This window comes from Streptomyces clavifer (genome assembly GCF_036345975.1).
GTDB classification, from domain to species: domain Bacteria; phylum Actinomycetota; class Actinomycetes; order Streptomycetales; family Streptomycetaceae; genus Streptomyces; species Streptomyces clavifer.
Map to the genome: position 1 here is coordinate 681,094 of NZ_CP107793.1, position 22,255 is coordinate 703,348.

The 22,255-nt window shown below is 72.0% G+C and carries 19 protein-coding genes; 8 read left to right on the top strand and 11 right to left on the bottom strand.

The window, feature by feature from the left end; all coding sequences use genetic code 11:
- Window positions 1-129: 129 nt before the first annotated feature.
- On the top strand, window positions 130-567 hold the full coding sequence (locus tag OG927_RS02720) for a DUF6003 family protein (RefSeq protein WP_330319635.1): 438 nt from the start codon (window positions 130-132) through the stop codon (window positions 565-567).
- Between the two features lie 499 nt (window positions 568-1,066).
- A complete protein-coding gene (locus OG927_RS02725; protein ID WP_124283141.1) occupies window positions 1,067-2,464 on the top strand; it encodes an MFS transporter in 1,398 nt (465 codons plus the stop codon).
- A gap of 61 nt (window positions 2,465-2,525) precedes the next feature.
- Here the strand turns inward: OG927_RS02725 and OG927_RS02730 are convergent, their stop codons facing one another.
- The 4 genes from OG927_RS02730 to OG927_RS02745 form a co-directional block, all read right to left on the bottom strand.
- Complete coding sequence (locus tag OG927_RS02730) at window positions 2,526-3,002, bottom strand: NUDIX hydrolase (protein WP_056794946.1); 477 nt, start codon at window positions 3,000-3,002, stop codon at window positions 2,526-2,528.
- A 9-nt stretch (window positions 3,003-3,011) separates the two neighbouring features.
- Entirely contained in the window at window positions 3,012-4,637 is a 1,626-nt protein-coding gene (gene lnt / locus OG927_RS02735; protein ID WP_330319636.1) for an apolipoprotein N-acyltransferase, read from the bottom strand.
- 51 nt (window positions 4,638-4,688) lie between these two features.
- A complete protein-coding gene (locus OG927_RS02740) occupies window positions 4,689-5,261 on the bottom strand; it encodes a hypothetical protein (RefSeq protein WP_056794954.1) in 573 nt (190 codons plus the stop codon).
- Window positions 5,262-5,331: 70 nt separating this feature from the next.
- Window positions 5,332-6,117, bottom strand: a complete 786-nt coding sequence (locus OG927_RS02745; protein ID WP_330319637.1) for a glutamate racemase — start codon at window positions 6,115-6,117, stop codon at window positions 5,332-5,334.
- A 58-nt stretch (window positions 6,118-6,175) separates the two neighbouring features.
- Here OG927_RS02745 and OG927_RS02750 point away from each other — a divergent pair, with 58 nt between their 5' ends.
- Window positions 6,176-7,357 carry a glycosyltransferase gene (locus OG927_RS02750; RefSeq protein ID WP_056794959.1) on the top strand — a complete coding sequence of 394 codons (1,182 nt, stop codon included), beginning with the start codon at window positions 6,176-6,178 and terminating at the stop codon, window positions 7,355-7,357.
- A 25-nt stretch (window positions 7,358-7,382) separates the two neighbouring features.
- Here the strand turns inward: OG927_RS02750 and OG927_RS02755 are convergent, their stop codons facing one another.
- The 7 genes from OG927_RS02755 to OG927_RS02785 all read right to left on the bottom strand — a co-directional run bounded on the left by OG927_RS02755 (window position 7,383) and on the right by OG927_RS02785 (window position 16,745).
- Window positions 7,383-8,687 carry a TerD family protein gene (locus OG927_RS02755; RefSeq protein WP_124283139.1) on the bottom strand — a complete coding sequence of 435 codons (1,305 nt, stop codon included), beginning with the start codon at window positions 8,685-8,687 and terminating at the stop codon, window positions 7,383-7,385.
- 369 nt (window positions 8,688-9,056) lie between these two features.
- A complete protein-coding gene (locus OG927_RS02760) occupies window positions 9,057-11,087 on the bottom strand; it encodes a CocE/NonD family hydrolase (RefSeq protein ID WP_330319638.1) in 2,031 nt (676 codons plus the stop codon).
- A gap of 39 nt (window positions 11,088-11,126) precedes the next feature.
- The gene (locus tag OG927_RS02765) at window positions 11,127-12,443 is read right to left on the bottom strand and encodes an ATP-grasp domain-containing protein (protein ID WP_330319639.1); all 1,317 of its coding nucleotides are present in this window, start codon (window positions 12,441-12,443) and stop codon (window positions 11,127-11,129) included.
- A 103-nt stretch (window positions 12,444-12,546) separates the two neighbouring features.
- A complete protein-coding gene (locus tag OG927_RS02770; RefSeq protein ID WP_056794970.1) occupies window positions 12,547-13,173 on the bottom strand; it encodes an alpha-ketoglutarate-dependent dioxygenase AlkB in 627 nt (208 codons plus the stop codon).
- Between the two features lie 37 nt (window positions 13,174-13,210).
- Window positions 13,211-13,993, bottom strand: coding sequence for a phosphatase PAP2 family protein (locus OG927_RS02775; protein WP_056794973.1), 783 nt, complete (start codon window positions 13,991-13,993; stop codon window positions 13,211-13,213).
- On the bottom strand, window positions 13,994-14,947 hold the full coding sequence (locus OG927_RS02780; RefSeq protein WP_056794977.1) for a YihY/virulence factor BrkB family protein: 954 nt from the start codon (window positions 14,945-14,947) through the stop codon (window positions 13,994-13,996).
- A gap of 1 nt (window position 14,948) precedes the next feature.
- Entirely contained in the window at window positions 14,949-16,745 is a 1,797-nt protein-coding gene (locus tag OG927_RS02785) for a diacylglycerol kinase family protein (RefSeq protein WP_408058032.1), read from the bottom strand.
- 390 nt (window positions 16,746-17,135) lie between these two features.
- On the opposite strand from OG927_RS02785, the gene OG927_RS02790 reads away from it, so the two are divergent.
- The 5 genes from OG927_RS02790 to OG927_RS02810 all read left to right on the top strand — a co-directional run bounded on the left by OG927_RS02790 (window position 17,136) and on the right by OG927_RS02810 (window position 22,200).
- A complete protein-coding gene (locus tag OG927_RS02790; RefSeq protein WP_330319640.1) occupies window positions 17,136-17,597 on the top strand; it encodes a DUF5709 domain-containing protein in 462 nt (153 codons plus the stop codon).
- 117 nt (window positions 17,598-17,714) lie between these two features.
- Window positions 17,715-18,281: a type 1 glutamine amidotransferase domain-containing protein gene (locus OG927_RS02795; RefSeq protein WP_330319641.1), complete on the top strand. Its 567-nt coding sequence runs from the start codon at window positions 17,715-17,717 to the stop codon at window positions 18,279-18,281.
- Between the two features lie 1,807 nt (window positions 18,282-20,088).
- Window positions 20,089-20,574 carry a DUF6643 family protein gene (locus tag OG927_RS02800; protein WP_124283135.1) on the top strand — a complete coding sequence of 162 codons (486 nt, stop codon included), beginning with the start codon at window positions 20,089-20,091 and terminating at the stop codon, window positions 20,572-20,574.
- 47 nt (window positions 20,575-20,621) lie between these two features.
- Window positions 20,622-21,509 (top strand): MOSC domain-containing protein, encoded by an 888-nt coding sequence (locus OG927_RS02805; protein WP_056794996.1) that lies wholly within the window; start codon window positions 20,622-20,624, stop codon window positions 21,507-21,509.
- Window positions 21,510-21,588: 79 nt separating this feature from the next.
- Complete coding sequence (locus OG927_RS02810; RefSeq protein WP_330319642.1) at window positions 21,589-22,200, top strand: Rv1733c family protein; 612 nt, start codon at window positions 21,589-21,591, stop codon at window positions 22,198-22,200.
- Window positions 22,201-22,255 lie beyond the last annotated feature (55 nt).

The window sequence follows — 22,255 nt, forward strand, 5'->3', positions numbered from 1 at the left end:
CGGTGACGCCTGCTGGTTCCACCGGTGGACGCTCCCGCCGGAGCAGAGGACACGAGGGCCTTGCACGCGCACGCCGCGGCTACTATCGAGCCGTCACCGAGGCGCCGACCAGGAAGAGATTCGCACACGATGGACCACGACGCTCGCTTGTTCCTGCTCCCCGACGGCTACCCCCTGGTGGGGGCCGCTCTCGCCGCGGTCGGCGCCCTGGCGTGTGCGGAGACGCCCGCTGTGCACGGGTGGCTGCAGGCTCACGGTGTCTCCGCTTCTTCGGAGCGGGTCAGGATCCTCCCCGCCGACGCCGAAGCGCTGATTCCCGAGGATGCCGAGAGCCTTCCCGTTCCGTTGAGCGAGGAGGAGGCGCTGCGTGTGCACCAGGAGTGCGCTCCGAAAGCCATCGCGGACCTGGAAGCAGAGCTCGTCGGTTTCCGGGAGATGCCCAAGGACCGGGAAGCACTCGTGCACCGCGCGCTGACTGCCGGCATCCCGGCCCCGCGCATCGTTCAGCTCACCGGCCTCACCCCCCAGGAGATCAGCGGCCTGATCCAGGCCCGGCCCTCCGCATAGCGCGCGCCGGCCGCTGCCTTGCGCCGGGGCGCGTCCGGAGCAGCGCAGCGGTCCGAGGCGGCGTGAACCGCAGACCTGCCCCGCCCGCCCGGAGGCCCAGCGAATCGGACGGCCACGGGGCAGGTGCCGGTTCCCTGCCGGCCGTGGCTCCGTCGCCTCTACCGTCCTGTCGGCCGAGCCCGTACGAACGGGCTCCGAAACGGCCGGCAGGACATCTTCGGCCGGTCGGTCCCGCCGATGACGACCGCCCGGGCCCGGGGGCCACCTCTGCCCGGTGGCACGAGTCCGGCGACCGGCCCGACTCTCCCTCAGGACACGTGGGGTGTGACCGGGGCGGCGGTGGACACCGTCGGAGCAGGCCCCGGACACCTCCCCGTGGCGTCCGCCCGCACACCGCGCACCCGAACTGTGGTGTCCCGCCACATACGCCCCTGACCTGCCCCTTCCTACGGTATGGCGACACGGAATCGTCCCCGCCAACTGTCCGGAAGTGGTACCCATGGCCGCCCCAGTAACCGCTCCCCCACCCGCCTCGAACCTTCGCCGCATCGTCGCCGCGAGCCTCGTCGGGACCACCGTGGAGTGGTACGACTTCTTTCTCTACGGATCGGCTGCCGCGCTGGTCTTCAACAAACTGTTCTTCCCCGGCTCCGACCCGCTCGTCGGCACGCTGCTCTCCTTCCTCACCTACGCGGTCGGATTCGCCGCACGCCCCCTGGGGGCTCTGGTGTTCGGGCACTACGGGGACCGGCTGGGGCGCAAGAAGCTGCTGGTGCTGAGTCTGTTGTTGATGGGTGGCGCGACCTTCGCCATCGGGCTCCTGCCGACGCACGCCACCATCGGATCCGCCGCTCCCGTGCTCCTCACCGTCCTGCGGCTGGTGCAGGGCTTCGCCCTCGGCGGCGAGTGGGGCGGGGCCGTGCTGCTCGTGTCGGAGCACGGTGACGCGAAGCGCCGCGGCTTCTGGGCGTCGTGGCCCCAGACGGGCGCGCCGGCCGGGCAGTTGCTCGCGACCGGGGTGCTCTCCGCTCTCACCGCGCTCATGTCCGAGTCCGCCTTCGAGGCGTGGGGCTGGCGGATCCCGTTCCTTCTCTCGGGCGTGCTCGTGATCCTCGGACTGTGGATTCGTCTCTCTGTCGATGAATCCCCTGTGTTCAAGGCCGCCCTGGCCCAGGCCGAGCTACGCAGGTCCGCCGCCGCTCCGGCGGAGAAGATGCCGCTCGTCGCCGTCCTGCGGCATCACTGGCGGGACGTGCTCATCGCCATGGGCGCGCGGATGGCCGAGAACATCAGCTACTACGTCATCACGGCGTTCATCCTCGTGTACGCGACGACCGCCGCGGATCTCAGCAAGCAGACGGCCCTCAATGCCGTACTCGTCGCGTCCGCCGTGCACTTCGCCGTGATCCCGCTGTGGGGTGCGCTGTCGGACCGGGTGGGGCGCAGGCCCGTCTACCTGGTCGGCGCGATCGGTGTGGGGCTGTGGATGTTCCCGTTCTTCGCCCTCATCGACAGCCGGAGCTTCGGGAGCCTGTTGCTGGCCGTCACGGTCGGGCTGATCTTCCACGGCGCCATGTACGCGCCGCAGGCGGCGTTCTTCTCCGAGATGTTCGCGACCCGGATGCGCTATTCGGGTGCGTCGATCGGCGCCCAGTTCTCCTCGGTCGCCGCGGGTGCCCCGGCACCGCTGATCGCGACCGCCCTGCTCGCCGACTTCGGCAGTTCGACGCCGATCTCGCTGTACGTCATCGCCGCGGCTTTGGTCACGGTACTGGCGATCGTCTGCGCGAAGGAGACCCGGAACCGGGACCTCACGGACATCGAAGCCGACGGGCCGGACCGGACGGACGTCGTCGGCGAGCGGGCCGAGATGCACGCCGAGGCACGCAACGCCTGAACCGGCCACGGCACCGAGGCCTCCTCCCCGCCCGGTCGGCGGGGAGGAGGCCTCGGTGCCGTCAGGATCCGGCGGGCTCGAACCAGGTGGGTTCGTCCGCGACGGACTGCCTGATCCGGAACAGCGAGAACTCGCTCAGCGGCGGCAGCGCGTCCAGGGCGAACCAGCCCACCTCGAGGGACTCGTCGTCGTTGACCCGCGCCTCGCCGCCGGTCGCCCGGCAGCGGAACGTGATGTCGAGGTACTGGGACACGTCCCCGTTGGCGTACGTCACCGGCTCCAGCGCCTTCGTGAGCACCACCCGCTCCGCCACGCAGCGCACGGCGGTCTCCTCGTACACCTCGCGCACGGCTGTCGCCGCAGGCTCCTCGCCCGGCTCGGAGATGCCACCGACGACCGACCACTCACCGGTGTCGGACCGCCTCCCGAGGAGCACTCTGCCCTCGTCGTCGAAGACGATCGCGCTGACGCCCGGCAGCAGGAGCAGCTGATGACCGGCCGTGGCACGGATCTCACGGATGAAGTCGGGAGTAGCCATGCGGCGATCCTACGTGGCCGACGGGACGCTCTCCGGCTCCTGCCTGCGGTCCTTCCTCGCCTGTACGGACCGGACCGCCACCCAGCCGAGGCCGGCCACCGCGAGCAGCGCGAGGATCCCTTCGGGCAGGGTTCCCAGCCGGGTGGCGGGCGTCAGCGAGGACCGCAGCGGAACCTCGTCGACCAGGGCGTCGGGAGTGAACATCTCTGTCTTCTGCACGATCGTGCCGTCCGGCCGGATCACGGCGCTCACGCCGCTGGTGACGGGCACGACGACGGAGCGCCCGTGCTCGACCGCCCGCACCTGGGACATGGCCAGCTGCTGGTAGGTCATCTCGCTGCGCCCGAAGGTCGCGTTGTTGCTCGGGACGGCGATGAGCTGGCCGCCGTCCTTCACGGTGTCGCGCACGGCGTCGTCGAACGCGGCCTCGTAGCAGGTCACGAGGCCGACCCTGGTGCCCGCCAGATCGAACACGCCGACCTTGCTGCCGGACCCGAAGTCCCGTTGCACCCGGTCGACGTCCTTGCTGAAGATCCGCACGAAGGACCGCATGGGCATGTACTCGCCGAACGGCTGGATGTGCCGTTTGTCGTACGTGTCGACGGGGCCGTTGTCGGGGTCCCACTCGATCAGCGTGTTGCGGAGCGCGCCCGTGTCGGGGGCCAGGACGGCCCCGATGACCGTGGGGACGCCGATCGCCCGCACGGCCCGGTCGATCGCCTCGCGGGCGTCGGGGTTGCGGTACGGGTCGAGGTCGGAGGAGTTCTCCGGCCAGAGGACGAAGTCGGGCTGGGCCACCTTGCCCGCCTTCACGTCGCGGGCGAGCTGCTCCGTGCGGTCGGCGTGGTTGTCCAGCACGGCCCGGCGCTGGGAGTTGAAGTCGAGCCCCAGTCGGGGCACGTTGCCCTGGATCGCGGCGACGGTGGCGGTGCCGTCCTCGGCCGAGTCGTCGACGAGCGGCAGCGCCGCGAGGGCGGCCACGACAGGGACGGCGACCGTGACGGCCGCCGCCACCACCGCGGCGCGGGGAACGGTACCGGTGGAGCGGTACCGGCGGACCTGCCGAAGGGCTTCGAGGAGCCCGAATCCGCACAGCACCACGGCGAAGGAGAGCAGCGGGGTGCCTCCCAGCGCGGCGAGCGGCAGGAACATGCTGTCGGCCTGGCCGAAGGCGATCTTGCCCCAGGGGAAGCCGCCGAACGGCACCCGGGCCCGGACCGCCTCGTCGAGCACCCAGACGGCGGCCGCCCAGACGGGCCAGTAGGCGAGCCGGGAGACAGCGGCGATCCCCACGCAGCCCACGGCGATGAACAGCGCCTCGGCGAACGCGAGCGCGAGCCACGGGACCGGGCCGACTTCCTCCCCCGTCCAGTGCAGCAGCGGAAGCATGAATCCGAGGCCCGCGAGGAGGCCGAGACCGAACGCGGTGCGCAGCCTGCGGGCGGACAGGACCCACCCCAGCAGCGCGAAACCGGGCAGCACGAGCCACCACAGGGGCCTGGGCGGGAAGCTGGCGTAGAGCAGCAGACCGGACAGGACGGCCGCGGCCGGCCGGACGAGCCGCGGCCACGGTCTCCCGCTGCGGGGCACGGGTGCGGGGGACGGCGGGTCGACGGTGGTGATGGTGGCGCTCACCCGGCGGAGTCTACGGTGGCGGGCCGTGGGAGCGGCAGTCGCTCCGGCCGTTCAGCCGCCCGCCGGGCCTCCGGGCTTCCCGCCGGCCGGCAGGTGGAGGCGGTCGCGGATGAAGCGCACGGCCGCTTCCGCGTCGTCCACGGTGACGGTGAAGGTTCTGCCGTCCCCCAGCCTCAGGACCAGCGCCTCGCCCCGGCGCACGACCACGGCGGTGCCCTGTTCGGGGCGCCAGCGGTAGCCCCACCCACCCCACTGGCGCGGGGTGACCCTGGGTGCGAAGTCCGCGCCGACGACGTGCGTGAGCAGGATCCGGCGCCTGGGCAGTCCGATGTGGCCGCAGCGCACCTCAAGGGCGTCGCCGTCCACCTTGACGGCGACGTGGACGAAGGCGAGGGTCCCGAAGAGGATGAGCAGTCCGGCGGCGACGCAGCCGATGACGGACATGAGGAGCGGTGCGATCCCCGAGCTCCACGCGGAGTCGACGGCGAGCTCGATGCCGAGGGCCATGCAGCCCGCTCCGGCGACCGCGAGCAGCCACTGGAAGCGATTGGTGGCCCGGCCCGTCCAGACCGTGCTCGGGGCCTGGCTCGAACCGTGCCGCGCGTTGCCGGGGTGGTCCGTCATGCCAAGCAGCGTACCCACGTTCCGCACCCCGGCGAGGGGAGCGTGACGCAGCCGGGCGGGCCGGGGCGGGTCAGAGCGCGGGGCTGACGGCCTGGAGCAGCCGGCCCTCGGCGTAGGCCAGAGCGGGATCCGGGAGGCCGGCGGGCTGTCCGCCGAGGAGGACGGTCAGGGTGCCGACGGGTTCGGCCGACGGAGCGGCATCGGCACCGATGCGGCGGAGCACCTGGGCGGCGACCGCTTCGGCGGAGCCGTACAGGAACGCCTGCGGGCGACCCGGCTGCCGCACCGCGGCACGGATGCATTCGGCGAGCAGCTCGTAATGGGTGCAGCCCAGCACGACGTCCTCGACGTCGGGCGGGGTGAGGGCGGCGGCCGCCGCCACGGCACGGTCGATGGCCGCCTCGTCGGCGTGCTCCACGGCATCGGCGAGCCCTGGGCAGGGCACCTCCGTCACGCTGACGGACCGGGCGAATTCGCGGATCAGCCCGCGCTGGTAGGGGCTCCCCGTGGTGGCCGGGGTGGCCCAGATGGCGATGGGGCGGTCTCTCCGGGCGGCCGGTTTGATCGCGGGCACCGTGCCGATGACCGGCACGCCCGGTTCCAGTGCGGCCCGCAGGGCGGGCAGGGCGTGGACGGACGCGGTGTTGCAGGCCACGATCAGGGCGTCGGGCCGGTGGGCCGCGGCGGCGCGGGCCACGGCGAGCGCGCGGACGGTCACGTCCTCGGGTGTACGGGGGCCCCAGGGCATCGAGCCGGGATCGGAGGACAGCACGAGATCGGCGTCGGGCCGCAGCCTGCGTACTGCGGCCGCTGCCGCGAGCAGGCCGATTCCCGAGTCCATCAGTGCGATCTTCACCCGGTCACCATAGTCGACAACCCTTGCGGCCTCGCCGAAGTGGTGCAGACTTCGGCGGATGAGCGCCGTTGCCGGGATCGCCGTGGGTTCGCTGGTCGTGTGGGTGTGGCTGCTGCTGGGCCAGGGGTTCTTCTGGCGGACCGACCAGCGGCTTCCGCGGCGTGCGGAGCCGGTGCGCTGGCCCTCGGTGGCCGTGGTCGTCCCGGCGAGGGACGAGGCCGACGTGCTGCCGGTGAGCCTGCCGTCGCTGCTCGCCCAGGACTATCCCGGGGACGCGGAGGTCTTCCTCGTCGACGACTGCAGCACGGACGGCACCGGGGACCGCGCGCGGGCGCTGTCGGTACGGTTCGGCGGACTTCCGCTGACGGTGGTGACCCCGGGCGAGCCCGAGCCGGGCTGGACGGGGAAGCTCTGGGCCGTGCGGCACGGGATCGCACTGGCCCGGCGGCGGAAGCCCGAGTTCCTCCTGCTGACGGACGCCGACATCGCGCACGAGCCGGACAGCCTGCGGGAGCTGGTCGCCGCGGCGGGCGACGCGGGCGCGGGCGGCTTCGACATGGTCTCGCAGATGGCCCGGCTCAGGGTGACGAGCCCGTGGGAGCGGCTGGTCGTGCCGGCCTTCGTCTACTTCTTCGGGCAGCTGTACCCCTTCCGCCGGGTGAACCGGGCGGGGTCGCGCACGGCGGCCGCGGCGGGCGGATGCGTACTGCTGCGGACCGGCGCCGCCGAGCGCGCCCGGATCCCGGAGTCGATCCGGCAGGCGGTGATCGACGACGTGTCGCTGGCGCGCGCGGTGCAGCGCAGCGGTGGCCGGATCTGGTTGGGGCTCGCGGAGCGGGTGGACAGCGTGCGCCCCTGTCCGCGGCTCGCGGATCTGTGGCAGATGATCTCGCGGAGCGCGTACGCGCAGCTGCGGTACAACCCGCTGCTGCTGGCCGGCACGGTCGTGGGGCTGGGCCTGGTCTACGGGGCACCGCCCGCCACGCTCGCCGCCGGACTGCTGTCGGGCGATGCGGCGGCGGCGTGGGCGGGCGGTGCGGCCTGGGCGGTGATGGCGGGCACCTACATGCCGATGCTGGGGTACTACCGGCAGTCGCTGTGGCTGGCCCCGCTCCTGCCGTTCACCGCCGTCCTCTATCTCCTGATGACGGTGGACTCCGCGGTGCGGCACCACCGGGGCCGCGGTGCGGCCTGGAAGGGCCGTACGTACGCCCGTCCCGAGACCGCGCCGGACAGCTGAGTCCCTCCCGGGAGCGGCCGAGAGGTCACTTGCGGCCGGGGGTCCAGTCCATGCCCCAGCCGTAGGCGGCGTCGATGGTCCGCTGAGGGCTCACCCCGCGCTGGGGGACGAGGTAGCGGGCCTCCCGCTGCACGGTGAGGTCTCCCCCGTCGCTGGTGATCAGCGCGAGCGCGCACACGGTGGAGGGCACCGTGCACTCGTCGAGGGAGAAGTCGATCGCTGCGCCGTTCTGCGGCTGAAGCGTGACGGTGGCGTGCAGATCGGCGAAGCTCCGGGCGCCCTCGTAGATGGTGACGAAGATCAGAACGCGGCGCAGCCGGTCCTTGTGGTCGAGGTTGACGGTGAGGTTCTCGCCGGTGGTGAGGGCGCCCGTGCGGTCGTCGCCGTCGAGGTGGATGAAGGGCGGCCCGCCGAGAGAACCGAAGGCGTTCCCCAAGGCCTGCACCACGCCCTTGCTTCCGTCCGTGAGTTCGTACAGCGCGCAGAGATCGAGATCGAGGTCGGCGTGCATGGCGACGGCCCTGCCGAGTTTCGCGCCCCAGCTCTTGAACTGCTTGCGCACTTCCCAGTTGAGGTTGACGCGCAGCGCCCCGCTGGTACCGCCCTGTTTCGCCAGGGAGACGGAGGGGGTCTCCTTCGTGAGGGTGACCTTGGTCAGCCTCACCGGCTGCGCGGCGGGAGGCGCGGGCGGTGGGGCGGGGGCCGTCCGGGGGGTGACGTAGGAAGCCGGGGCGGGGCGGGGCGGAGAGGGCTGCCGGGGTGGAGGCGTCTGCTGGGGCGCCTGCGGCCGCTGAGGTTCGTCGACGGAAATGCCGAAGTCCGTCGCGAGGCCTCCCAGACCGGTGTCGTACCCCTGCCCTACGGCCCTGAACTTCCAGGCGCCCTGGCGGAGGTAGAGCTCCCCCAGGATGAACGCGGTCTCGACGGTCGCGTCCGTGCTCTCGAACCGGGCGATCTCGGCGCCGTTCGTCCGGTCCACGATCCGTACGTACAGGCCGGTCACCCGGCCGAAGGTGCCGCCGTCCGCGGAGGCCACGACGACCACGCGGTCGATCGCGGGCTCCATACGGGCGAGATCGACGTCGAGGGTGTCGGTGACTCCGTCCCCGGCGGTCCGCTTTCCCTCGTGACGCACGGCCCCCGACGCGTGGGCAGGCTGGTTGTAGAAGACGAAGTCCGCGTCGCTGCGCACCTTTCCCGACACGAGGAGGAGCGCCGAGGCGTCCACGTCCGGTGCCCCGGGTGAGGTGCGCCAGCCCAGTTCGACCCGTACGGCCTGAGCCGGCACAGCGACATTCGTTCCTTTTTGCATGGTCATGCTCGCCCCCATCACGAGTCCGGCTGCCCGGAGATTTCCCGCCAACCTAATCCCCGGCCCACCGGGGTGCCCACTGCTCTGCCGGGACGGCTCCCGGCGAGCCTCCGGCCACGCCGGTGAGCCGGCTCTCCGCTCGGCCACCCGATGCGCCTTTTCGAAGGTGCCCCGGCGTCGGTGATCACAAGCACTCGCCCCTGGGGAGAGCGCCCCCGCGGGTCTCCCGTGCGCGGCCCCGCGCACACCGGGCGGTGACCGGCATCTGATGAGGGGTCAGGGGCCTGACCGCCCGCGAGCCCCACCCCGTCGGCGGGTCTCCACGTGCGGGTCACGTACGCGCCGGGGCGGCGCCCTGCTCTTCGGGCGCCGCCCCGGGCCGACGGGTCAGACGTTCGTCCGGGGGATCTGTTCGTTCCAGGTGCGGGAGAAGACCCGGCGGCCGTCCTCGTACCCGTCGAGCGTCGCGTCCACGTGGAAGGCGTCCTCGTCCGAGGTCAGCACGGTGCGCGTCTCGACGCGTACGTCCCAGTCAGGGCGGCCGAAGCGCATCACCCAGGCCGACTCGCCGCGCACCGATCCGAAGTCCTCGCCGGTCCAGCTGTACTTCTCGCAGGCCCTCAGCCCGGTCTCGATCCCGGTGTCCTCGTACCGCTGGAGTCCCCGGTCCTTCACGATGTCGAGCACCGACCGGTAGTCGACCAGGTCCCTGGTGACGGTCCACGCCTGTTCCGGCTCGCTCAGCCGCGTGACCGCGGGCGGTGCGCAGCCTTCGGGCTCGCCGAAGGGGCGCAGGGCCTTGTCCTCCGGCACGTCCTCGGGGCGGACGGGCAGGGTCAGGGTGCTGCCGCTCTCGTACACGCTGAGCAGCGCCGGCCGGGGGGCCGGCCAGACGAGCGGCCAGTACGAGGTGGACAGCGACACCCGGATGCGGTGTCCGGGCGGGAACGCGTGCGCGATGCTGTGCAGCGGGACGCGCACCCGGTACCGCCTGCCCGGCTCCAGCGCTTCCGGGTGCTCCTGGCTGTCGCGGTGGGTCAGGTTGAGTACGCCGTAGGTCACCCGCGTCGAGCGTCCGTCCGGTGCGACGTCGGACAGCCTGACGTTGAGCTGGGCCACCGGTGCGTCCGAGGCCACCTCCGCGTCGAGGGCGGGTGCGCCGAGGACTTCGACGCGCCCGTCCAGCGGTGCGGTCTGGAAGACGAGCGATCCGCCGTCCTCCTCACGCTGGTCGTAGGGCAGGTCCGGAGGGGCGTTGTACGAGGCCCATTTGCCGGCGAACTGGCCGACGGACAGCGGCGACTGCACCGTGTGGGCACGGTCCTCCTCGCTCCGCCGGTCCCCGGGCCTTCCCAGTGCGCCGTCGCGCAGCGGGAGGACCGCCTCACCGATGTTCGGTGAGGGCCAGGACGGCTCTCCGACCCACCGGCCGGGCCGTTCCTCGTAGGAGGTCGAGGGCGGGACGCTCTCCTGCATCCAGGCCAGGAGCATGGGGCCGTCCATGACGCCGTTGTCGATGCCCTTGAGCCAGTGGTCCCACCAGCGCACGACCTCCTGGAGGTACCCGATGGCCGGTCCCGGCTCGCCCAGGTGCGGCAGTTTGTGCGACCAGGGGCCGATCAGTCCCTTGCGCGGCACGTCGACATTGCTCAGCAGCCGGGTCACCGCGTTGGAGTAGCCGTCCGCCCAGCCGCTGGAGGCGAGTACCGGGCAGCGCAGGGCCGTGTAGTCCTCGCTCAGACTGGCGTGCCGCCAGTAGTCGTCCCGCTGCTGGTGGCGCAGCCATTCCAGGACCCAGGGGCGTGCGGCGTCGAGCCGTTCCCGCCACATCTCCCGCCAGCGTCCACCGACCACGGCCGGGTCGGGCGGGCAGGTGGCGTACGCGAACATGGTCCCGGCCTCGGCCAGGTTGTCGGACAGCATCGCGCCGCCGAGGTAGTGCATGTCGTCCGCGTACCTGTCGTCGGTGAACGAGGCGAGACAGATGGCCCGCAGGCTCGGCGGCCTGCGGGCGGCCGTCTGGAGAGCGGCGAACGCTCCCCAGGAGATGCCCATCATCCCGGTGTTCCCGTCGCACCAGGGCTGTGCGGCGATCCAGGCCAGCACGGCCTCGGCATCGCTCTGCTCCCGCTCCAGGTACTCGTCCAGCAGCACGCCCTCCGACTCGCCGGTCCCCCGCAGGTCGACACGTACGCACGCGTATCCGTGTCCGGCGATGTAGGGGTGGTGGATGGCGTCGCGCGTGGAGGTGAGGTCGTTCTTGCGGTACGGGATGTACTCCAGGACGGCCGGCACGGGTTCCGCGTCCGAGGCGGTGGGACGCCAGACCCGGGCGGAGAGCTTGACTCCGTCCTCCATGGGGATCGTGACGTGCTTCTCTTCCTGGATCGCGCAGGGCAGCTGGTCGACGTAGCGCATACCTGTGCGACCTCCTTTCGTCGTGCTGGTCCTGACGGGTCACCTGGTCTTCGTGCCGCGGCCTCCCGGTTCCGTCTCGTCGAAGGTGAGTCCGAGGGCGGCCACGCACCGGTCGAACTTGCGGCGGAGGTCCTCCTCGTCGTCGCCTCCCGTGAAGATGTGGGCCACCTCGTAGCTGTAGCTGTCCTGCTGGGAGACCGTGGAGAGCTTCTGCCCCTCCTCGGGGACGACGTCGATACGCACGCCGGGTATCTCGCGCTCGATGGCCGCGAGCTGCTCCGGGGTCGGCACCTGGTGCACCTTCCCGTCGCCGAACCAGCGGTAGTACCACTTGGCGGCCATGGCGTAGGGCCCCTTGCCGCCGGTGAGCGCCGGATCGCGGCCCAGCGCGAGGCTGATCATCCGGTGGTGGTTGGGCGCGCCGTCGACGTAGTCGAAGAGCTCGGCGTGGGACTGCGAGTGCCGGGGGTTGATCTCCAGGAGACTGATGTCTCGCGTCTTCGGGTCGTAGAAGTACTCGATGCTGAAGGTGGCCGCTTCCATGCCGATCTGCCGCATGGTGCGCTCACTGGCCTCGTGCAGCTTGCGGATGACCGGGGCGGGGAGGCTGCTCGGGTACTGATGGCGCAGGAAGCACGGGGAGGCCGGGTAGTTGATCGAGTCCAGCACGCCGTACAAGGTCACCTCGCCCTGGTGGACGTATCCCTCGACGGCGACCTGGATCCCGGTCATCGCCTCCTCGGCCAGGCAGACCTGGCCCCCCACGCCGTCCATCTCCGGAGGCAGGTCCAGGAGTTCGAGTACCGAGTCGAAGGGCCTGCCCACCCGTCCGATGCCCGCACGGATCTCGTCGACGGCCGTCCGGAACTCCGTCATGTCCGAGACGCCGTACGCCAGCTCCGACGAGTAGGCGAGGGCGGGTTTGAGCCACATGGGGAAGTTCACCCCCTCGGGCGGGTGCGGGTCGTCCGTCTCCAGGTCCACCCTGCCGAAGCGCGGGTACTCGTCGATGACCTTGGCCTGTTCGAGCCTGCTCCAGTACTTGTGCTCGCACTTGACGACGGATTCGAGGCTGGTCGTGCGTACGCCGTACTCCTTGCCGAGCATGGGGACGAGGGTGCTCACGGGGAAGTCCCAGTAGCCCACGATCGCATCGACGCTGCCGTCGTGCGTGTCGAGAACGGCCCGTGCACGGTCCATCAGAGCGGGCACGGACACCTCGCCCTCCTGCAGTTCCTCGATCGTCAGCAGGCGGTGGAACCGGTAGGAACCGGCGTCCGGGACCGCTTCCAGCGTCGGCAGGTTCGCCTCGTCGAGGCCGATGACGAAGATGTTCTTCCGCGTCTCCTCGGGCATAAGGAGGTCCCTTCGGTAGGAGGTGTTCCTGTACGCCTCAGCGCCTGCCCGCACCGGCCACCGGCATGCGGAAGCGTCCTCCTGGGGGATTTTCCCGCTCGTGTCAACGCACTCCGCGGGTGCGGAACTGGACGCTGATCCGCGGCCCCCTGGCGTGAGCGGTCTTGGGAATCGCGTGCTGCCAGGTGCGCTGGCACGATCCGCCCATGACGATCAGGTCGCCGTGGCCCAGCGGCCTGCGCACCGTCTCGCCTCCGCGGCACGGCCGCAGGAGCAGGTCACGCGGGGCGCCGAGCGAGAGGATCGCCACCATCGTGTCCTCGTGGGAGCTGCGGCCGGTCAGGTCGCCGTGCCAGGCGACGCTGTCGCGCCCGTCCCTGTAGTAGCAGAGCCCTGCCGTGGTGAAGGGCTCACCCAGCTCGTGGACGTAGTGGGAGGACAGCGCGTCGCGGGCCTCGTCCAGAACGGGGCTCGGCAGCGCGTTCCCGGCCCGGTAGAAGGCGAGCAGCCGGGGAACGTCGACGGTCCGGTCGTACATCTGCCGCCGCTCCGCCCGCCAGGGCACCTCCGCGGCGAGCGCGGCGAAGAGTTCGTCGGCGCCGCTCAGCCAGGCCGGCAGCAGGTCGATCCACGCCCCGTCGCCGAGGACCGTCCTGCGGAGCCCGGTGAGACGGCCCAGGCGCGGGCTGTCGGCCTGGTCGAAGAGTGAACCCTGGAGATGAACGGACATGGGACCAGCCTAGCCGCTAATAGAACACGCGTTCCCATCACTGTCCGGCGCCGGGCGCCTCCGGATCGTCGCTGCTCAGCTCCGGCTCCAGGCCCTCGGCCACCGCGGTCCGGCCGAGGCCCGCGTCCGCGCGCCACGCTTCGAAGGACCAGCTGGTCAGGGCCACCACGGCCAGTCCGAGCGTCCAGCCGCCGACCACGTCGCTGAACCAGTGCACGCCCAGCGCGATGCGGGTGAATCCGACGCCCAGCACCGAGACCGCCGCCACGGCCCAGAAGAGGGGGCGCAGCCCGCGGCGTACCAGCGGCAGCAGGACGAGCAGGAGGATCGCGAACGAGGTCGTGGCCGTCATCGCGTGACCGGAGGGGAAGGAGAATCCGGGGGCGTGGGCCACCGGGTCCGGCAGGACCGGCCTCGCCCGCTCGACGATGATCTTCACCAGAAGCCCCGTCAGCCCCCCGGCCACCGCGGTGACGGCCGACCACGCGGCCAGACGCCAGGCACGGCGGTACACGAGCCACAGGGTGAGTACGGCGACCGCCGCACGCAGGGTGACGGGGTCCCACACGACGTCCGAGAAGAAGCGCAGGGTGCCTGTCCACGCCGGATGGTCGAGGGCGGTCCGGTTCAGCCACCGGGCCGCGCCGGCGTCGAGGCGCCGCAGCGGATGCCACCCGCTCTCCACCAGGACGAGCAGGAGGCCGAACAGGACGGCGGTGACCGCGGCGACGGCCGCCGAACCGAACAGCCGGATCCCGAATCTGCGGTCGGCGTCCCGGCGGCGCCGTCGTAGGGCCGGGGCAGCGGGTCGGGCAGTCATTCAGGCTCCTGGGTCGGGTTGTACGGGACCTGGCCGCTTGGCCCGCACCGCCTCGAGTTGGGCGGCGAAGGAGAGGCCGAGGAAGAGGGCGATGGAGGTGAGGTAGGCCCACAGCAGCAGCGACATGAACGCGGTGAGCGGGCCGTAGACGGTGTCGAAGGAACCGCTGATCTGGAGATAGAGGCTGAGCAGCCAGGTCAGCGTGGTCCAGAGCACCAGATACACGGCGGCGCCGAAGGCCAGCCACGTGTAGCCGGGCTGCCGGCGCCTCGGCGAACGGCGGAAGATCGCGCTCGCCGAGATGAGGACGAGGACCAGCCCGGCGGGCCAGCGCAGCAGGTCCCACGCGGACCGGGCGCCCGTGCCGAGGTCGTACACGTCGACCACGGCCGCCACCAGGTCGCCCCCGGCCACCATCGCGACGAAGCCGACGCCGAGCGGGATGCCGGCGGTCAGCGACATCACCAGCCCGCGCAGGTACTTCCGATGGAAGACCCGGTCGCGTTCGACCCCGTAGATGCGGTTGGCCCCGCGTTCTATCTGGCACATCGCCGTCGTGGTGTTGCTCAGGGAGAAGACCAGTCCGAACCAGAGGGCGAGCTGGGCCCCGTCGTCGGCGCTCCGCCGGCTGCGGTCCAGCGCGTCGTCGACCACCTCGGCGCTCGGCCCCGCGGTGATCCGCTGGATCGTCAGCTCCGCCACCCTGCCCAGGTTCTCCGTGTGCAGGGCGGTCGACAGTCCGACGAAGGCGATGACCAGCGGCACCACGGCCAGCACGGTCTGCAGGGCGAGCGCCCGGGAGTGGCTGAAGCCGTCGGCGTACCGGAAGCGGACGAAGGAGTCGCGCAGCAGCGGCCAGCGGCCGTAGCGCCGCAGGGTGGCCAGCGCCTCGTCACCGGAGAGTTCGCTGCCGATCATGTCCCGGGTCTGGGGGACCCTGGTGGCGGTACCCATCTCACTCTCCTCGCACGGGCATGAGTACGGTCAGCGCGCCGGGCCTGACCTGGGCGGTGAGGCGGCGGCCGGGGGACACGGGATCGCCGTCCAGTTCGCGGTGCTGCGGGGCGTCGAAGCGGATGTCGGCACGCCGGAAGGTGAAGTACTCCACGGAACGGGACCCGCCCGCGCGGCCGGTCCCGCCCTCCGGCCCGCGGCGCGCCAGCGAGGCGACGGCGGCCAGCCATCCGGCGGGGCCGCGCGGGTCGAGGATCATGAGGTCCAGCAGGCCGTCGTCGGGCCGGGCGGCCGGGACCAGGGTGGCACCGCCCTGCACCTTGCCGGTGTTGGCGATGAGCACCATCCGGGCGGTGCGCCGCAGGGGCCGCGCACCGTCGATGCCGACCGTCAGGCGCATACGGGGTGCGCGCAGCTCCTTCAGACCGGCCACCGCGTAGGCGGGCCAGCCCATCAGTGCCTTGGCGCGGTCACTGGTGCTCTCCAGCATCACGGCGTCGAGCCCGGCGCCCGACATCACCGTGAAGTGCGCGGGCGCCAGGCCGTCGCCCTCGATCCGCCCGAGGTCGATGCGGTGCGGCGCACCGCGCAGCGCGACGGACAGCGCCTCCGCCGGCTTCACCGGAAGCCCCAGGTTGCGGGCGAGGAGGTTGCCCGTGCCGCAGGGCACCACCGCGAGCGGGACGCCCGTCCCCGCCAGTGCCTCCGCGGCCGCCCGGATCGTCCCGTCGCCGCCGCAGACCACGACGAGCGACGCTCCTTCGCGCACCGCGTGCGCCGTCTGCCCCTCCCCCGGATCGTCGGCCGTGGTCGGCACGAAGTCCGCGCCGTGGTGGCCGTGGTCCTCGAGGATCCTTCGCAGGGCGGCGCGGGCCGCCTCGTCGGTGACGGTGGGGTTGAACACCACCGTGGTGCGCCCGGTCGGCACCCCGCGGGCCGGCTCCTCGTCAGCCGCCCCGGCAGCGGGCGCGACGCCGGGCACATGGGGCCCCGCCAGCAGCGCGCGGCCGACGATCAGCAGGGACAGCCCGCCGTTGAGCAGGCCCCCCACGACGTCCGTGGGGTGGTGCATCCCCCGGTACATCCTGGCGATCCCCACCAGCACGGGCAGGAGAAGCAACAGGGCCGCCACGGCTTTGCGCCACGGCCCCTTCGTCCGCTGCAGGACCAGCACCGCGAGACCGGCGTAGAGGGCTGTCGCCGCCCCGGTGTGTCCTGAGGTGTAGCTGGAGGTGGGGGGCGAGGCGTCGAGGCGTTCGACGTCGGGCCGGTTGCGGTCCACCGCTTCGGTGATGACCAGGAAGACCAGTGACTGGAGCGACACGGCGACGGCCAGGAAGAGCGCGTCCCGCCACCGGGGCAGCCGTGGGACCAGGAGCAGGACGAGGCAGGAGAGGAGGGTGCCGACGACGACCGTGGTCGTGTTGCCCGCCTCGGACACGACGAGGGAGACCGTGTCGAGCGTCCCGGTGCGGGCACTTTCCAGCGAGTCGGCGATCTCGTCCTCGGCCGTCAGCGGCCAGACCGTGGCCGCGGGCCCGGTGAGTAGGAGTCCGAGCCCGACCATCAGGGCGGCCTGGCACACCGCCGTCGAGGCGATGACCCCTGCGGCCCGGCCCCTGCCCCTGGGGGTCCGGGGGGTACTGCTCGCAGGCTCCGCCACGGAGCGGGACGCCGACGGCGACGGCGGGGTGTGTTCCCCGGTACGCGGCGGCGGCGTGGCGGAGACGGGCCCGCCGGGGAGGGCTGCGGGCCCGCCGGGGAGGGCTGCGGGTCTTTCCGGTATGTCGGTCGGCATGGTGTTCCCGTCGTTTCGGTGACCCTCGGCTGCGCAGGGGACCGGGGTTCACCCCCGGCGTCTCGCCGTCTGCCCTCTCCGCGCTCCTCCAGACCTCCCGCCGCGACAACGTCCGCTCTCCCGGCCGGCGCGACCCTGCGGCCCGTCCGTCCGGTCGCAGCGTCCGAGGATCCGCCATAGGCTGCCGGGGCCGACACGGTGTGACCGCGACGGGCCTGACCAGGGCGTCCGCTCCACGGCGGCCGAACCGCGCGCACCCGGGGGTCACGAGCGGCCACCCGGAAATCGCATCACTGACGTGCGTGCGCGTGGGCAGGAGAGGGACGACGCCGCACGACCCTCGTACGGGCGACGGCGGATACGGCATACCTCAAGGAAAGGAGCGGCCCGATGCCGGACGAAGGACGCGGTGACGACGTGTACCAGCCGGATGGGTCCGACGCGGACAACCGGCCGACGGACGATCTGGACCCGGAGAACGTGCTCGACGAGCCCGACCTGGACGACGTGCTGGACGCGGGGTACTCCCCACCGGAGAAGCCCCTGGGCGTGTCGAAGTACGGCACGACGGGCGAGGAGCAGCGGGAGGGCGAATCCCTCGACCGCCGCCTCGCCCAGGAGGTGCCGGAGGAGGACCCGCTCCTGGCCGACCCGGCCGGCGCAGGGCCGGAGGACAACGGTCCGGAGGAGGTCGACGCCGGGGACGAGCGCGCGGGACGCGTCGCCGTGGCCGACGAGGAACCCGGGTCCGCACGCGACAACAGGGTGCTGGGCCGGGACGTCGGCATCGACGGAGGCGCAGCCTCCGCCGAGGAGGCCGCGGTGCACATCCAGGAGGACGACGGAGCCTGAGCGGACCTGGTCCCGGGCTTCGCCGCACGGGCCCAGGACATGCCCCTGCCGAACAGGGGAACGTCGTGATTCGCGGGCCGCGATCCGGTGGTCCGCGCGGAGGAAAGGTGGCAGCTGATGACCGACAACGATGTGAAGCAGCGCAAGGTACTGGCCGTGGTCACCAACTACGGCGTGGAACAGGACGAACTCCTGGTCCCCCTCGAGCACCTCCGCGGTGCGGGAGTGCGGGTCGACGTCGCGGCCGTGTCGATGGACGACATCGCGACGCTGGTCGGTGACAAGGATCCGGGGGAGACCGTTCGTCCCGACCTCACGCTGGCCGACGCCGACCCCGCGGCCTACGACGTGCTGCTCGTGCCGGGCGGCACGCTGAACGCGGACACCCTCCGGCTCCAGAACGCCACGACCGACATCATCCGTTCCTTCACGGATTCCGGCCGTCCCGTGGCGGCCATCTGCCACGGTCCCTGGGCGCTGGTGGAAGCGGGCGTCGTCGCAGGCAAGCGGCTGACCTCCTACGCCTCACTGCGGACCGACATCCGCAACGCGGGCGGCGAATGGACCGACGAACCGGTCGTGACGGACGGTTCCGGTGGCTGGACGCTGATCACCTCACGCAATCCGGGTGATCTGGACGCCTTCCTCGGGGAGATCGACGCCGCCCTCGCGGCCCGGGCCTGACCGGAGACGGTGCGGGCGGGACGGCCACCGCCGGTCACGGCCGTCCCGCGCTGCGGCGGGGCCCGGTAGCCGCGGTGTCCCCGGCACTCACGTGCAGGTCGTCGTGGAACGCCCGGCCCCGCGCTGTGAGCGAGAGGGGTGTGTCGAACGTGCAGGAGGCGCCGGGCTCCAGCGTCCGGCCGAACTCACACACCACATTCGACTTGGCGGTCGTCTCGTCGTAGGAGGGGACCTGGTGTGCCCGGCAGTTGGACGGGATCGCCGCGTAGTCGAGTCCCCGGGTGACGGAGTGGACGACTCAGGCACTGTCCGCGGCTTCGGTGCGTCGGATGTGTGGGGGGATCAGTATGAAGAGAACCTCTGTGTGACGTGACAGCCTTCGATACCGAACGGTTGCGGCCGCGAGTGACCCCGTGGGGCGGCGGGGCGCAGGTGGACGCACCGTCCTTGCCGCGACCCACCGGCCGGCCGCGGCAAGGACAGGTCCTACGAAAAACTGCCCGGGACGAGTTCGCGGCACGAACTCAGCGGGGAGGGAACCGGTCACGGCCGGGGCGGAGTCGTGGAACTCCGGTTCAATGATCGTAAAATCCAGGTCGAGCGTCCTTGGACGGTGAACGGGGTATCCCGTATAGCAACGCACCCGGGGAAAACAGTTCGGCCCGAGGTATCGGGAACGACGGAACACCAGCCCCCGGGCCGGTGCCGTCACGGTGCCCGTCACGACCGGGGCGTGCACTTCGTAACGGCGCACCGCGCGTCGGCGAGAGCCCTGTGCCCTGACACGGGTCCGCCTCTACGCACGGGCGGACCAGGGCCGTTCCGCGTTCCCGGGCAGACATCGGTGGAGGCGGGAATTCCGACGACGGCCTGAGGAACGGTGAACTTCTCGCGTCGAAGACCCGCGGGCCGCTCATGCATTCACCGAAACCGATCAAAGAGCAGACGGCTGATCAGCGACCGGGCCGTTACGTCGCATGCGCGAACTCCGCGGCGGCCGGGTCTTGAACGCACGGAACTCTTCCAACTCGGCTGGATGTACGTCGAGATCCAGAGGGAAGTGGTTCTGCCGATCCTTCGGTCCGATCTCTCCGGACACCATACCGAACATGGCCGCGGGCGAAATCCGGCGGCCCCGCCATGGCCGCCCCCCCCTTCGACGAACGGGTGCTGCGCCTCGACGCCGCAGATCATTCCGCCCGCGTCGCGCGCTCCGCGCAGCGGCGGAACTGCGAGGCGCCGAACAGGCCCGCAAGGTCCGGGTGCGGGTGGGGCGCAGCCCCGGCAGCCGGGATCGCCTCCGCCCGTCCCGCTGCGGCCGGGCAGCCTTCGTGGGCAGAGGAGGGCCGACTGGATGCGCGCCCGCTACCGGGGCCGGGGCAGCCGCGGGGCCGGTTGCACTGCCCCTGCCCACACCTCGGGCCCACCGGCCCAGAACGACGGCTACCCGCAGGTGGGCGTAGGTATGGAGGGCGCGCGCAGAGCCTGTGGGGGACGCGGGAACGGGACGTGCCGTGGCGGGGCCGCGGGACTCGGTCGTGCCGGCCCACGGCCGTGTCGATCCGCGTGGCGGAGGCGGCGGACCCGCGTCCCGCACCGCCCGGAGCGGGCGTGCGCCACGCGAATGTCGCCCTTTGTAGCCCACCCGCCACTTCTTGTCAGCCAGGCCCTCCAGCGGAAAAGCACCCGCTGTTAACGCAGGCTTTAACAATAACGCGGCAGGTCGGGCCGACAAAAGCAGCGTAAAACGGATAACCCCAAGATTGGGGCTCCCCAACCAGCACATCGTGGGCTTAACTTATGTGTCATGACCTCCCCTCGCTCCGCCTACGGAGGCGGCTACTACGCCGCGCCGTCGTTCCCCGACACCCCGATCTACGACTCCCTGGTCGCCGAGCGGGGTACCCCTCAGATCGCACCGATCCGAGTCCCGGCCGCCTACGACACCGGCAGCAGCTACCTGCCGGCCCTCCCGTCGGCGCTTCCGGCCCTGCCCGCCGCCCCGTCCCAGCACAACGGGTCCTACGGCTACCCGCAGCAGGCACCGCAACCGCAGTACCAGAACGCCGGGATGCAGCAGGCGCCGATGATGCAGCCCGCGCAGCTGCAGCACGCACCGGCCCCCTACATCCCCCAGCAGCCCGCCGCGCCCCGTGGCTACCAGCAGCCGCCGCAGCAGCCGCGGCCCGGGACGGGCTACGAGGCGATGCGCCCGGCCTCTCCGAGGCCGGCACCCGCGCCGTCTCCGTACGAGGAGCCGTACAACCGTCCGTACCAGGGCCGGGGGTACTGAGCGGGGCGAAGCAGCCCGCCGTCAGGGGCGGACGGCAGGATGGATGCATGGTTACTCCCGTACTCAGGGCCATCCACATCCACCCGGTCAAGTCTCTGACCGCGTGCACGACCGATGAGGCCGCCGTCGAGCCATGGGGACTCGACGGCGACCGCCGCTGGATGCTGATCGACAGCGAGGGCCGGGTCGTCACACAGCGTCAGTTGCCCCGCCTGGCCACGCTGTCCGCAACGCCGTCGCCGGGCGGCGGGGTGGTGCTGGCGGCGCCCGGCAGCGAGCCGCTGACCGTGGACGTGCCCGACCCGGCCGCCACCGTCCTCGCGGAGCTCTTCGGGAGCGAGGTCGAGGTGGTGGAGGCGGCCGGGGCCGCCCACGCCTGGTTCGGTGCGCGCCTCGGTGCGGAGGTCCGGCTCGTCCACCTGGACGAGCCGTCGCACCGCAGGTCCATCGACCCGGCGTACTCCCGCCCCGGCGAGACGGTCTCCTTCGCCGACGGATTCCCGCTGCTGCTGACCGCGCGCGCCTCGCTGGACGCGCTCAACTCGCTGATCGCGCAGGGCGAGTACGCGGACGAGGGACCGCTGCCCATGAGCCGTTTCCGGCCGAACGCGGTCGTGGACGGCACTACGCCCTGGGCCGAGGACGGCTGGCGGCGGATCGCGATCGGGGAGGTCGCCTTCCGCGTGGCGAAGCCGTGCGGACGGTGCATCGTCACCACCACCGACCAGCGGACGGCGGAGCGGGGCAGGGAGCCCCTGCGCACGCTCGCGCGTCACCGTCGGTCCGGGAAGAGTCTGCACTTCGGCCAGAACCTGATCCCCGAGGGGACCGGTGTGATCCGGGTCGGCGACCCCGTGCGGGTCCTCGCCCGACAGGCCCGGCCCTCGGACCGCCCGGGTCAACCCGCGGGAGGCGGAGGGGCGTTGGCGGAGTGAGGTTGCTCTCTCTTCGCCGCTCCGGTGTGCAATCGGGGCCGTATCGGGCTATGACGGATACGGAAGGGGGTGCGTGGCTGTGCGAGCAGTTCTGGGAATCCGGCGGTGGCGGCGCAATCCCCTGTGCCGGCCCACTGATCGTCACGAGGCCTGGGTGGCCCTCGTCGCGCTCCTGCTGATGCTGGTCGCGGCCCCGACGCTCGGCCGGCTGTGCGGCACGCTCACCGACGACGCTCTCCAGCGGACGGTGCGGGCCCAGCACGCTCAGCGCCACCTCACCACGGCCGTCGTGATCCGTGAAGACTCCGGTGCGCCCCGCTTCGCGCACGACCCCGAGCGCGCGGTCGCGGAGGACACCACACCCACCTCGGTCGTGGCCCGGTGGAAGGCGCCGGACGGCACGGACCGTACGGGAAGGGTGGCGACGGCCTCCCGCGTCACCGCTCCCGGCGCCCGGATTCGGATCTGGACGGACGAGACGGGCCGTGCGGCGCTGCGCCCCATGGACGCGTCCACCGCGCACACGCACGCCGTACTGGCCGGTGTCGGAGTGACGCTGCTGGCGGCCGGTCTGGTGGAATCCGCCCGCAGGCTGGTCGTATGGCGCATGATGCAACGGCGGTACACGCGGCTCGCCGAGGCCTGGGCCGAAACAGGTCCCGACTGGGGCAGAACGGGTACGGGAAGCTGACCCCGGGGTGTGCGGCGTCCGGTCCCGGGCGCTGCGCGGGGCTCCTGAAGAGGGT